The following is a 13,078-nucleotide window of genomic DNA, read 5'->3' as shown; positions in this document are numbered from 1 at the left end:
GCTCAGAAGAAGCACATGTCCGGGCGGAAAAAATTAATCTCCATGTTATTAATGGCAAGCTGTACAGGCGCTGTATCTGCACAGCAAACAGCCGTGCCATTCCTGAACATTATCCCAGATGCACGCAGTGCGGCCATGGCGGAAACGGGTGTAGCCACACCAGGTGATGTCAGCTCTGCCTTTATGAATGCCGCCAAGCTTGCATTTGCCGGACAAAGATCGGCCCTGGCACTTTCCTATATTCCCTGGCTCAGCAACTATTCAAAAGATATCAATATTGCTTCAATGAGTGGTTATCATCGATTGAATGATCAATATGTTGCCGGCGCTTCAGTTAAGTATTTCGGGCTGGGGGAGGTAGACCTGAGCGATGAATCTGGACAGGGTATGGGTACCTTTAATCCCGGTGAGTTTTCCGCTGACCTTACCATTGCGCGGAGCTTCGGGACAGGTTTTGCACTAGGTGCTTCACTGCGTTATATCCAGTCGGGGACCATAGCGCCGTCACGGGCATCCCAGTCAGGCCCCGTACGTACTTTTGCAGCTGATGTATCAGCGTACTATAAACAAGGGACGGTTATTCTGGGCTACGACGCTGAACTGGCATTTGGTATGCATATCTCCAATCTTGGTCCTAAGATCGGTTATACCAGCAGTACTGCAGAAAAGTACTTTCTTCCCGCTAATCTCAGATTGGGTGTCGCCAATACGTTTTATACCAGTCCGTCCGGCAAGTTTACCCTGGCGGCAGATATCAGTAAATTGCTTGTGCCCGCTTACCCGCAAAAAGACCAGTCCGTAGTGTCCGGGATTTTCAGCTCATTCAGCGATGCCCCTGGTGGGTTTTCCGAGGAACTTAAAGAAATCTCCTTTTCGGCTGGGGCAGAATACAGCTACGCAGACGATTTTTTCTTAAGGGGTGGCTATCATTACCAGAACCCGCTGAAGGGCGAAAACCGTTATTTCAGTACCGGAGCCGGGCTGAAGTATGGCAACTTCAGGTTTGACGTTTCTTATCTGGCTGGCAGCAGAAGTAATGCACTGGCCAATACATTGCGGTTTACATTAAGTTTTTATATAGCAGGTCGGAAGGACTGATTACATTGCTTTCAGCTTCTTATGTGATTCTGCCTTGTAATTCCTGCCGATCGGCAGTTCCTTGCCCAGTAACTCAATGGAATAGGCATTATAACTATCTATCTTATCGATGGCTACGATAAAAGAACGGTGAATCTGTAAAAAGTTATCCTCTGGCAGCAGTTCCTTCAGCAGACTGATCTTTTGCTTGCTGATCAGTACTTTTTCCTTCAGTACGACCTTAACATAGTCTTTCAGGCTTTCAATCCAGTAAATATCGTCAACATTGATCTTCACCATTTTACGTTCCACGCGGAGGTAAAGGAACACATGATCGCTGGCTTTTGACGGCTGTCCGGCAACCACGGTTTTGTCCGGATTGATCTTGTAAAGTTCAAATACCTTGTCTACGGCTTTCAGGAAACGGTTAAACGATACTGGTTTGAGCAGATAGTCCACTGCATTGAGATCGAACCCCTCCAGTGCGTATTCCTGGTAGGCAGTGGTAAAGACTACCTTTGGCGGATGTTTCAGGCTCCTGATCAGGTCCGTGCCGATCAGTCCGGGCATTTTAATATCCAGGAACATCAGGTCAACCTTACTTTGCTGCAGTAACTGAAAAGCCTGTATCGCATTGGTACATTTTGCAACGATCTCTAGCTCCGGGAAATGCTGCACATATTGTTCTATTACTTCAATGGCGTGTGGTTCATCGTCAACGATCAGCGTTTTTATCTTCATTCTGATGTCTTTAAGTGGTTGTTCAGTTTCAGTTCCAATATAGTCACAAACATATCTTCCTCATCGTATACATTCAGCTTATGGGCATCCGGATATAAAAGTTCCAGTCGTTTCCTTACATTTTTCAATCCGATCTTGCCATAATGCCCCGCATCGTCCCGGTAGATTTGAGGAGGTTTGCTGTTAGATACCTTTAATGTCAGCTTCGATGCCTTCACCTGCAGGTCAATGTTGATCCAGGCATCTGTCATCATTTCACTGATGCCGTGTTTGAAAGCGTTTTCGACCAGGGGAAGCATCAGCAGCGGAGCGATAAGATAGTTGTTCAGGTTACCCGTAATGCTCATGGTCAGGTCAAGCCGGTCTTCATACCTGATCTTTTCCAGGCTCGCATAACTTTCCAGGATCTCTACGTCCCTTAAAAGGGCAACAGCCTCCGTCCGGCATTCATAAAGCATATAGCGGAGGATATCGGAAAGGCCGAGCACGACCGATGATGCCTGTCCTGATTGCTTCAGCGTAAGCGCGTAAAGATTATTGAGCGTATTGAAAAGAAAGTGCGGATGGATCTGGCCCTTCAGGAAGTTGAGCTCTGCCTGCAGGGCAACCTGGCGCTTTTCATGCCACATCTTATAGAACTTCAGTGAGATGGCGATCCAGATGATGATGTTACTCTGCTCGAATGCGGAAACAATATAGGCGGGTTTTAATAACTGCGTTGTAAAACTTCCTTCCAGCTTGTGCCATACAAATCCGGGATCATTTTTCAGGATAAACTGATAGATGTATGGGTCTGCAAAGCAGATCTCAATCAGCCGGAACGCCGTAACACTGATGAGCATGCAGGTTAGAAACGCCAGGGCGAATTTCACGTATTTCCTGGTGAACAGGTACCTGGGAATGACAAAATAGGCCGTGATATAGAAATAAAAAATATAAACGGGCATGAACATCATAATGACCTTAAAGGACACCAGATAGTCGGGAATACCGATCCGGTAAACCATGGTTAGCACAAGTGTGCAAAGCACCCAGAAGAGAACGTGAACCTTCACCCGCATGCACAAATATAACCAGATTGCTTACTAAAAGGCCTTTCGTCGATAAACGGTTAATTTTCGTAGATAAACTGCGTTGGTGTGGCAGGGATGGATATCTGTTTGCTAATCTGTGCGCTGTGTCGCAGATATTTCCGATTACAACCTGCTGCCGGCAGCTTTGCGGACTGTAACCAACGAATATCATGATAAAACGCTACGCTGTCTTTATGTTGCTGCTCGGCAGCATAGGTGCTGTCGCACAGATCCCCGTCAATTTTACGATCGACGCAAAGAAAAACAGAAAAGCCATCAGCCCGCTGATCTATGGAACCAACGACAATTATCCGCATGCCAGGGCCAAACGTCTGGGCGGGAACCGAATCACAAACTACAACTGGGAGAATAATGCTTCCAATGCCGGGCGTGACTGGTACAATGAAAGTGATAACTATGTGCCCTGGCAGCAGGGGGTACCTGAGGATCGTTATAACGAACCGGGGGCAGCTTTAAAATTCTTTCAGGAGACGTCTGTTCGGCAGGGCGCTTATTCCCTCGTTACGCTGCCTATGGCCAAATATGTTACGGCAGATAAGAACGGCAGGGTTGACTCCGCCCAGATCGCACCCTCGAGCCGCTGGAATTCCATAGTTTACCGGAAACCCGGGCCCTTTAGCCTTACGCCCAATCTGAATGACAAGACCGTCTATACAGATGAGGAGATTAATTTCCTCATTGCCAATTTTGGTAAGAGCAATACGGCTACCGGTGTAAAGGGCTATGCACTGGATAATGAACCGGGTATATGGTTCGATTCGCATCCCCGGTTATGGGGACCGGAGCATACTCCTGTGAAGTACCTGATGGACAGGTCCTTCGAACTGGCGGGCCGGATCAAGGAAATGGACCCGACGGCAGAGGTCTTTGGCCCGGCTTCCTGGGGCGTGGCAGAGTTTGAGACCTTGCAGTTTGCGCCCGACTGGGATGAAGTGAACCAGGGAAAATACCCTACCTTCCTAAACTACTACCTGGCCAAAATGAAGGAAAAGGCGGCAGATCCCCAGGTAGGCAAGCGCCTCCTGGATGTACTGGATGTGCATTGGTACCCACAGGGCCGGAACGATGGGGTCAGCCCATTTAACAACAGCACGGACTATGCGACAAACGCCGCCCGGATGGAGATGACCCGGTCGCTATGGGACTCGACCTATGTTGAAGATACCTGGATCGGTCAGGATGGTTGGAAACGCGAACAGTTCCTGCCCTTTATCCCTAAGATGAAAAGCCAGATCAACACCTATTATCCGGGTACGAAACTGGCCATTACCGAGTACAGCTATATGGGCTACGGACACCCCTCCGGAGGTATCGCACAGGCAGATGCACTGGGTATATTCGGAAAGCAGGGGCTTTACCTGGCTACCTACTGGGGCGGTGTGGACGGATATATCCGGTCCGGCTTCGACGCCTACCTGAATTATGACGGTAAGGGCGGTAAATTCGGCGACATTTCCATCAGTTCGGAAACCAGCGACATTACCAATTCCTCGGTGCACGCATCGGTGGAATCTGCGGATGAAAGCCGTACCCACCTGATCGCGATGAACAAAAACCAGGACCAGACCATAGTTGCCAGGGTCAAGGTCAACAGCGACCGGCATTTCAGAAGTGCACGTGTCTGGGCCTTCGATGGTAAAGGGACAACCATGCGGCAGCTGAAGAACATCCGGGTCATTACAAATAATGAGTTTGAGTATACCATACCGGCGCTGACCGTGTGCCATATTCTCCTCACGGAGGAAGACCTGTCCATCTATCCGGATTTTGAGACGGCAACGGTATATCCGGCGGCAGGATATTCAGATGGCACGGCCAGTTTTGATATTAATGCCACAGTTACAGATGGCGATAACAACATCAGCAGTGTAACCGCAGACCTTAGTGGCGTAGGCGGACCTGTTAAAGCCGTCTTACAATTAAAAGATGCGGCCAGCCATCTTTATACGCTGCATTATACGGTTCCCGACGGAGCGACCTCCGGTCTTAAGGACATCAAACTTACGGCGGTTGATGCCACCAACCGGACTACCGAGTCCACGGTGAATTACCGGGTCATCAAGAAAACCAGTTCAACCTTAATCTGGGACGGAGATGCCATTGCTAAAGGGAGAGGAGACCGGTTTTATGACAGCGAAGATCGCCAGGCGGCGACAATGAAAATTGAAAAGCGGACTTCCGGCGGGAATGTTGCCCCTGGCAGCCTGTATATGCACTTCATCCATGAAGCGAGCAAATACAGTGTCATGACCTTCAGACTCTCGGAAAACGACAATCCTGTAGATGCGCGGGACCTGAGCGATTACGGATACATTGAATTTTACCTCAAATCCAATGCACCGTCGACTTCCGATATTGAGTTCAGTATCAGGGATGCGTCGGCGCAGCTGAATACCTCAAACACTGTTTTCCTGAAAGCAGGAGGTTATGTTTCCTCATTTAATCCCGACGGTTATACCCGGGTAAAGATTCCCGTATCCGACCTGACGCTTGGCTCGGAGATCAGGATGGACCAGGTCTGGCAGTTCAATTTCTCTGTGAATACCGCGAGCAAGGGATTTGACGTATGGGTAGATGACATCAGGGCTTTGCCTTATTCTCATCCATATAAAGAACCGGTGATCAGCAGCTTCAGCCTTTCAAGGAACTCCGGATATGCAGATGGCGTAACCAAGGTGACGCTAAATGCCGACGTGGGCGATCCGGACGGAGACCTGAAAGAAGTGAGCCTGGACCTTTCCGAACTGAAAGGACCAAACCGGCAGGTCATGACCGGGTCCGGAGGTAAATTCAGCTATACCTATACCATTCCTCAAGGTGTGTCCCACGGGCCAAAGAAGATCACATTAACGGCCTCAGATGCTGCCGAGAATGCTTCAGACAAAAATGTAACCTATAAAATAGAGGAGGTTGCCGGAAAACTGGTGCTGTGGGACGGCGATACCAAAAATACCGGAAAACACATTGAGACCAATAAGAATACGGTAGCGACGGTCGAATCCACAGGAGGAAATGAAGGCCCCATCAGCATGAATGTACACATGGACCAGATGGACAATGGATTCGCCGCTGCAACCTGGGACTGGAACGAGGGTACAGAGAACGCAGCACTGATGGACTTAAGTGCAAAGCGCTATCTGGAGTTCTATATTAAGGTAACCCCACCGTCGGCACATTTCGATATGCAGGTCTACATGAAGGATGCCAATATTCAGAGCACACCTTCGCTGAGCCTGAAGGGCGGAGGCTACATCAGCAGTTACACAGGCCAGTATCAGCTGGTCAGGATCCCGCTGAAAGACCTGTTTACCAATAAGGACATGAATACAACCCAGATGACACGCTTTGGCCTGTTGTCCAATCAACTGGGTGCCACCAAACTTGACTTCAGGCTCGACGACATTACCGCAACGGGCAGTTCTGTAGCCGATGTAAGGTTGGAGACTACCGATGCGCAGTGTGGCAATACCGGGAAGATCACCGTGGCTTCCATCTCGGAGCCTGCAGGCCCCTTTAATTATTATATTAATGGGACGGTTAACCCCGCAGGCGCAGGTAATGCCTCCTTTTCCGGTCTGGCGCCTGGAAAATATACCATTCGCATTACGGGGATGAATGACTTTGTGTACATGGAGGAAGTTACCCTGAAAGCACTCGCCTGCACGGGAAAAACTGAAGTGAAAGTTACCGACGCGGCATGCGGTGCCAACGGTGTGATCAGTGTCGTCAACCTGCCTTCCGGCTTAAAGAACACCAGGTGTTATCTCAACAATGTAATTAATCCGGCGGGGGCATCTGACCCGGTCTTCAGAAACCTGAAACCTGGCAGCTACACGCTGAAGATCACTGCTGACGGAGGTTACGTTTTCCAGCAGAAGGTAAAGGTCGCGGGAACGGCTTCCGCACCGGTGATCAAGGCTACGATCAGGGGGCACAACATTGATCTTAAGGTTACCGGTGGCAGCGGGATCTATATTTACAAATGGTCCGATGGGTCTGAGACACAAAACCTCTGGGAGGTTCCAGACGGCACATATTCTGTTGTCGTAACCGATGCAGCGACCGGCTGCGCCAGTTCGTTTACCGGTGTGGTGTTCAATCCTTACGCAGAGGTAGCGACCACTGATGCTGCCTGCGCTGCAAATGGCAGAATTGTTGTGAGCAATATAAATGCCAGGACACAGGCCAATTATTACATCAATGGTAAAGCCAATCCTTCAGGTCTTAATCATCCTGAATTCAGCAACCTTAAGCCAGGTACCTATACCATTAAGGTGCTGGCAGACCAGGGCTTTAACTGGAGCCAGAAGGTAACTGTAGGCGGAACGGCAAGCCCGCCGGTGGTCAGGGCCATTGCTGCTGACGGTGCGATCAGCCTGGTCATCAGTGGCGGAAGTGGGGTCTATATTTACCAGTGGTCTGAGGGTTCGACTACCAGGGATCTGTATGATGTTCCTCCCGGGCGTTATTCCGTGAAGGTTACAGACGCGGCCAGCGGATGTGAGACCCTGTTTGAGGTGAGCCTGTCAAAGGGGCGCCAGGTCATTTCGCCGCTTACCATTTATCCGAACCCGGTGATGACAGGAGGAGAAACCAGGATAAAATATGAATTTAAAAAGGCAGCTTCAAGGAATATAGTCCTGCGTGACATCTTCGGAAAGGTGATCTGGAGATCGGTGATCAGGGATGCAAAGGGTGAGCTGAGCATCAGCATGGCCAACCTGAGACAGGGCGTATACCTGCTGAATACCGATGGCCCTGAACCGGTATCTAAACAACTTATGGTAAACGAATACTAAGATGTTCCATTAGATAAAAAAAGGACAGCTGCGGCTGTCCTTTTTTTATGGTGCAATAATGGTAAACAGGTAAGCAAAAAAGATGACCATGAGTACTACGCCCTGCAGGATATTGGTCTTGCCGGTCGCCAGCGCCCACATCACTGTAAATTGTGACAGGATGAGCAATACCAGTGCCTTACTGTCTATACCGAGTGTAATTTTAAGTCCCGTAATTACTGAAACTACCGCTACGGCGGGAATGGTGAGGCCGATGCTGGCCAGCGCCGATCCCAGTGCCAGGTTTAGGCTGGTCTGAAGCCTGTTCTTTCTTGCTGCTTTAAACGCAGCCATACCTTCAGGAAGTAACACAACAAGCGCAATGATCACGCCCACAAGCGATTCTGGTGCGCCGATCCTGAGCACGATCCCTTCAATGTCCGGTGATAGTTTCTTTGCGAGCAGCACCACGATGGCCAGGCAGAACACCAGCAAGACCAGGCTGGATAAGGCGGTCTTTCCCGAAGGCTGGGGTGCATGGCTTTCCTCATTCTCTGCATCCTGCGGCAGGAAATAATCCCTGTGCCGCACGGATTGTACAAATACAAATGTACCATAGATCACCAGGGAGATCACAGATACAAAGATGAGCTGACCGGAACTGTATACCGGACCCTGCTCACTGGTCGTATAATTGGGAAGTATAAGAGTAAGGACAAGTATCGCGTTCAGGGCGATCAGTGCGGACCCGGTACCCTGAAGGGTAAAACGCTGTTCCTTAAACCTGGCTGCTCCTGCACAGATACACAGGCCTATAATTCCGGTAAGGATGATCATCACCGCGGCAAGCACTGTATCCCTGGCCAGGGATAGCGTTTCCTCACCACCTGAAAGCATCAGTGAAACGATCAGCGCTACTTCAATAACGGTAATGGCCAGTGCAAGTATAAGCGTACCGAAAGGCTCGCCGACGTAATGCGCAACAACCTCTGCGTGGTGTACGGCAGCCAATACGGATGAGATCAGTGTAAATACAAGGATGATCTTGTAGGCGTCTCCCAGATTAAACTGGAGCAGGGCAAAAGATATCCAGGCAGCAATCGGGGCAATGATGGTCCATTTAGGAAGTCCGGGTTGTGTCATGTCTGCAATTTTTTGATCCGCGTTAAATATAGTGAACAGACGGCAGATCCGTTTTGTTGAAATCTCCTGAAGGAAAAGCGAAAAGGGGATAAAAAGGAAACGGGGCTCAGCCAGGCGGCCAATCCCCGTTTCAAATTAACGCTCTCAAGGGTCAAATCTAGGAGGTTAAAATGTAACTACCAAATTTTTGTTACAATTTTTTATTTGCGGTGCTTTTTACTTTGTAGGAATAATCTAATTGATGATATTTTGATACCGGCAGATGTGGCGTCTTGCTATATTTACCTTTTCCGGAATTCATCTTATGAAAAAACTGATACCACTTTGTACATCAAGACTATACATTGACCATTTCGGTCCCGGCGATGCGCCTTTTATCCTTGAGCTGCTCAATTCCGAAGGATGGCTGCGGCATATCGGCCCGCGCGATGTCAGCGACATTGACCGGGCTGCGGCTTATATCCGCGAGAAGCTGAACGCGGGTAATGAAGCTGATCTCGGCTGCTTTGCCATCAGGCTCCTGGAGAGTCGTCAGCCTGTGGGCCTCCTCAGCTTTCTTCAGCGCGACTACCTTGATGCTCCCGATATCGGATATGCGCTGCATCCGGACCATTATGGCAATGGTTATGCACTTGAGGCCACACAGGCATTCCTGTTACATATTGCAGCATCTTCACCGGAAAAAGTCTATGCGATCGTTTCCCCTGGTAATGCCCGCTCAGAGCACCTGCTTGGAAAACTCCAGTTCACTTTTACCGGTTCCATTCGTTCCGATCAGGGCGAGCTCCGTTGCTTCGAGCTTACGGGCCGGATTATCTGAGCACCAGCTGACGGATCCCCGGCATTAACCTGATGGTGCTTTTTCCGTCCGTATTACTGACAGGAATAGCCCTTCCTGCTTCGTCTGTTGCTGTTTTTAATCCCGCAGGAAGGACATAGGTGGCAGTCGTATTTGCAGGGATGGATGCCAGTATGTGTAGTGTTCCGTCAGCCGCTCTTTTCCATTCTGAACGGATCGTTCCGTACAGGCTATGGTAAGACGACCTGCAATAATCCAGGCTGGAAATGGTTTTGGGAGCAATGGTGAAATGCTGCATACCTGCATGCCGGACATCCGGCTGTATCCCCCCAAGGCCCGAAAAAAACCATTTTATGACGCTGCCGAACATGGGGTGGCTATGAGAACCGTCACCGTTCCAGGATTCCCACAGTGTACTGTTCTTATCGTCAAGCAGGTATCCGAAACCAGGGAAATCCCGCTGATCCATCAGCCTGAACGCTATATCGTCCCTGTCGTTGTCGGAAAGTACTTTCAACAGGAGCGGGGTGGCCAGTATCCCGGTATCGAAATGGTAACCTGTGTTTTCAAGGTGTTTCACTAAGGAATTGAAGACAAGGCCGTAGTCCGCTTCCGGTACCAGTCCGAAAGCCAGGGCGAACACATCAGACCCTTGCCTTCCTTCCCAGTAAGTGTGTTTTGCGGGGTCATAATAAGCCTTATTGAAATTGTCTCTGATCTTTGCTGCCAGTGCCGCAAGCCTGGCCTGGTCATCTGCCTTACCCAGTACCGCTGCAATTTTACCCATAAGATCGGTCACATGATAGAAATAGGCCGTGTTCACTAAAGGCTCAGGAATCTTGATATCTGCAGGCGTACACCAGTCTCCGAGACACCAGCCATCGGGCTCTTCTTTATAGACAAGGCCCTTTTCGTTTGTCCGGGTCTCCAGGTAGTTTACCCATTGCTTCATACCCATGTAATGCTTTTGAAGCAGGGTAGTGTCGCCATAGTAGTTAAAATAAAGCCAGGGCATGATCACGTAGGCCGAGCCCCATGCCGGGCCGCCACCACCACCACCAAAGGGGGCAGTGTGGGTTACGAAACCCGTCTTCCGGTTGCGAGCATCATCTATGTCGTCCAGCCACTTCCGGTAAAACCCGAACAGGTCGAATGCGTACATAGAGCTTTCCATGATGACCTGCCCGTCGCCGGTATAGCCCAGCCTTTCCCGGTGCGGGCAATCACTGCTGAGACTCCCATGGAAATTTGCCCGCTGGGTCCTGAGGTACGCCGAATAGATCTTGTTAAAAAAGGGATTGGAGCATTCAAAGGTACCATTGCCTTCGGCTGCGGTGTGTACGTCTTCAATCACCAGGCTTCCCTGGTCAAGGCTAACCCCTTTTGCAATGATTTCAATCTTTCTGAAGGCGTGCCAGGTAAACCTGGGACTCCATCTTTCGGTTGCTCCGCCCTTCAGGATATAAACATCCTGCTGGCCGTAATCTTCGCCTTCCTCACTGATGTACCTGATCTTAAGGCTGCTTCCCGCCGGGCCTTTTACCCTGATCACCGCCCATCCGGAAACCGTTTCATTCAGGTGATAGCGGTACACGGAGTCTTTCTGTCCTTTAAAAACAGGTTGCAGTATCCTGATAACCTTATCAAAGGGTGCGGTCTGTGCCTGCAGTCTGCCTGAGGGAGGGCGTACCTGTACAGCCCGATGCCATTGCTTGTCCACGTAGCCCGGCTTATCCCACGCACCCAGGTCAAACCTTGCATCGTATCTTTCGCCTGAAAAGATGCCGTCTTTCAGCAGTGGGCCAGTAGTCGTTTTCCAGGTCGGATCTGAAACGATGGTCTGTTTACTTCCGTCTGTATAAGTGAGCTCCAGCTGAAAGATAAGCCTGGGTAGTCCATACCACATTTTTCCTTCTACGGTGCGGTCACGCTGGTTATACCAGCCATTGCCAAGCAGAATACCGATCACGTTGTTCCTGGCAGAAGTGCCTGCCTTTGCAGGATTAACCCCGGATAAATCGACTGTTACATCAAAGCAATTGTAGAATACCCGCTGCGCCGATTGGTCGTCATAAGGATAAAGCAATTTTTTCAGCGGCCTTTTGTCATAGTTGGTCACCGCGGGTGCCAATACCTGATCACCTATCTTTTTTCCATTGATGCGCAGTTCGTAAAAACCAAGCCCGCTGATATAGGCGATGGCCTTTCTTATCTTTTTGCTGGTGCTGAATTCCTTACGGAAATACGGTGCCGGAAAGGTTATGGCGGAATCAGGATAGGGGTCTTCCTGAGTCGCCCCGATCCATTTTGCCTTCCAGTCACTGGCATTGAGCAACCCCATAGACCAGGAAGCCGTAGAGCTCCATCCCAGCGGCTTGTCCTTTTCATCCCATACCATTACTTTCCAGTAAAGTTTAGTCCGTGAAGCTAGTGGCTTACCCTGATACCTGATCTGCACCGAACGTGCGGAATGAACCTTTCCACTGTTCCAGTAATCGCCTTTGTTCTGTCTTAATAATTCGAGGCTGCTGGCTGCCAGGATTTGGTAGGCTGTCTGTCTTTTGCCAGGTAGTTCAGCAGTCATTTGCCAGCTGAGTCCCGGCTCGGGGTTGTCGATTGCAAGAGGCTCGGCCAGTTGGTCGCACTTAAGATTTCCGATCGCTGCTTCCGGTACCTGAAAAGTAATTTTGTCCCCGGAATGGATCGCGGATATTGCGCAAAGCGCGGTATTGCCAACAAAGATCAGCAGCGCAAGGAAAGAAAGGATTGGTCTCATTTGGTTAGGTCAATGGTGTGTACAGCTGCAAAATACATAAAAAACGTTTTTTATGCGGAACAGCTGACTATTTTAAATTTTATCACACAATTGTGAAATAAATTTGTTAGTTGATCTAAGGTCATCTAATTTTGATGGTCTACGCTTGAACTCAGCGGTACAAAACATCCCAAACGTCAGGGAAAGTTGACGGAATTGTAACCAAGTTCATGTAAATGAAACACAACAAATCTCTATTTGAAAAGCGCATCGACCTGAAATGCGCCCAGGTGTTTGGCGGAAGGCTTGCCGGTACACATACCGAAACCTCTACATCTACCCACACCAACAACTGTACAGACACCAAAACTACCATCAAGACCGATAGTGGCAGTACTATCCAGACCTGTACAGATTACACTTGTCCTTAAGCAAACATTAACCAGAAATCTTATGAAAACGAACAAAAACCTATTTGAAAAGAGAATTGATCTTAAATCGTGCAAAATCAATGGTGGAAGGTTGGCCAGCACACACACCGTATGTACATCTGCTACCCACATCAGCAATTGCTCTGATACTTATACTCAGACGAGGGATGATAACGGGAAGACGATTGATTCCAATATGGACTTCAGTTGCGGGGGCTGCTAATCAGACTCTGAAGAATGGAGGGGGCTCACCCTCCATT

The 13,078-nt window shown here is 49.4% G+C and carries 9 protein-coding genes; 5 read left to right on the top strand and 4 right to left on the bottom strand.

Annotated features, from left to right (window positions below; genetic code table 11):
• Positions 1-51 precede the first annotated feature (51 nt).
• Positions 52-1,098, top strand: a complete 1,047-nt coding sequence (porV, locus tag P2W84_RS01540) for a type IX secretion system outer membrane channel protein PorV (protein WP_276088335.1) — start codon at positions 52-54, stop codon at positions 1,096-1,098.
• Here the strand turns inward: porV and P2W84_RS01535 are convergent, their stop codons facing one another.
• Together P2W84_RS01535 and P2W84_RS01530 are read right to left on the bottom strand one after the other, a co-directional pair.
• Positions 1,099-1,818: a LytTR family DNA-binding domain-containing protein gene (locus P2W84_RS01535; protein ID WP_276088334.1), complete on the bottom strand. Its 720-nt coding sequence runs from the start codon at positions 1,816-1,818 to the stop codon at positions 1,099-1,101. It lies immediately after the preceding gene.
• Positions 1,815-2,879: a histidine kinase gene (locus tag P2W84_RS01530; RefSeq protein WP_276088333.1), complete on the bottom strand. Its 1,065-nt coding sequence runs from the start codon at positions 2,877-2,879 to the stop codon at positions 1,815-1,817. Before P2W84_RS01530 ends, P2W84_RS01535 begins: the two co-directional genes overlap by 4 nt.
• Positions 2,880-3,061: 182 nt before the next feature.
• Between P2W84_RS01530 and P2W84_RS01525 the strand changes: the two genes are divergently transcribed.
• On the top strand, positions 3,062-7,711 hold the full coding sequence (locus P2W84_RS01525; RefSeq protein WP_276088332.1) for a glycoside hydrolase family 44 protein: 4,650 nt from the start codon (positions 3,062-3,064) through the stop codon (positions 7,709-7,711).
• 45 nt (positions 7,712-7,756) lie between these two features.
• On the opposite strand, the gene P2W84_RS01520 is transcribed toward P2W84_RS01525, so the two are convergent.
• Positions 7,757-8,833, bottom strand: a complete 1,077-nt coding sequence (locus P2W84_RS01520) for an ionic transporter y4hA (RefSeq protein WP_276088331.1) — start codon at positions 8,831-8,833, stop codon at positions 7,757-7,759.
• 304 nt (positions 8,834-9,137) lie between these two features.
• Between P2W84_RS01520 and P2W84_RS01515 the strand changes: the two genes are divergently transcribed.
• Complete coding sequence (locus P2W84_RS01515; protein ID WP_276088330.1) at positions 9,138-9,653, top strand: GNAT family N-acetyltransferase; 516 nt, start codon at positions 9,138-9,140, stop codon at positions 9,651-9,653.
• On the opposite strand, the gene P2W84_RS01510 is transcribed toward P2W84_RS01515, so the two are convergent.
• The gene (locus tag P2W84_RS01510) at positions 9,646-12,408 is read right to left on the bottom strand and encodes a family 78 glycoside hydrolase catalytic domain (RefSeq protein WP_276088329.1); all 2,763 of its coding nucleotides are present in this window, start codon (positions 12,406-12,408) and stop codon (positions 9,646-9,648) included. The genes P2W84_RS01515 and P2W84_RS01510 overlap by 8 nt on opposite strands.
• A gap of 215 nt (positions 12,409-12,623) precedes the next feature.
• Between P2W84_RS01510 and P2W84_RS01505 the strand changes: the two genes are divergently transcribed.
• Both P2W84_RS01505 and P2W84_RS01500 read left to right on the top strand, forming a co-directional pair.
• Entirely contained in the window at positions 12,624-12,818 is a 195-nt protein-coding gene (locus P2W84_RS01505; RefSeq protein ID WP_276088328.1) for a hypothetical protein, read from the top strand.
• Positions 12,819-12,840: 22 nt separating this feature from the next.
• Positions 12,841-13,041: a hypothetical protein gene (locus P2W84_RS01500; RefSeq protein WP_276088327.1), complete on the top strand. Its 201-nt coding sequence runs from the start codon at positions 12,841-12,843 to the stop codon at positions 13,039-13,041.
• Positions 13,042-13,078: the final 37 nt, after the last annotated feature.

The organism is Pedobacter sp. JY14-1, from assembly GCF_029269825.1.
Taxonomy (GTDB): domain Bacteria; phylum Bacteroidota; class Bacteroidia; order Sphingobacteriales; family Sphingobacteriaceae; genus Pedobacter.
Note: the sequence above shows the minus strand (reverse complement) of the source record. Positions and strands in the feature narration are given on the sequence as shown.

Excerpts from the sequence above, each read along its gene's own strand:
- porV (WP_276088335.1), top strand. The coding sequence starts at position 52 with ATGGCAAGCTGTACAGGCGCTGTATCTGCACAGCAAACAGCCGTGCCA.
- P2W84_RS01535 (WP_276088334.1), bottom strand. The coding sequence starts at position 1,818 with ATGAAGATAAAAACGCTGATCGTTGACGATGAACCACACGCCATTGAA.
- P2W84_RS01530 (WP_276088333.1), bottom strand. The coding sequence starts at position 2,879 with ATGCGGGTGAAGGTTCACGTTCTCTTCTGGGTGCTTTGCACACTTGTG.
- P2W84_RS01525 (WP_276088332.1), top strand. The coding sequence starts at position 3,062 with ATGATAAAACGCTACGCTGTCTTTATGTTGCTGCTCGGCAGCATAGGT.
- P2W84_RS01520 (WP_276088331.1), bottom strand. The coding sequence starts at position 8,833 with ATGACACAACCCGGACTTCCTAAATGGACCATCATTGCCCCGATTGCT.
- P2W84_RS01515 (WP_276088330.1), top strand. The coding sequence starts at position 9,138 with ATGAAAAAACTGATACCACTTTGTACATCAAGACTATACATTGACCAT.
- P2W84_RS01510 (WP_276088329.1), bottom strand. The coding sequence starts at position 12,408 with ATGAGACCAATCCTTTCTTTCCTTGCGCTGCTGATCTTTGTTGGCAAT.
- P2W84_RS01505 (WP_276088328.1), top strand. The coding sequence starts at position 12,624 with ATGAAACACAACAAATCTCTATTTGAAAAGCGCATCGACCTGAAATGC.
- P2W84_RS01500 (WP_276088327.1), top strand. The coding sequence starts at position 12,841 with ATGAAAACGAACAAAAACCTATTTGAAAAGAGAATTGATCTTAAATCG.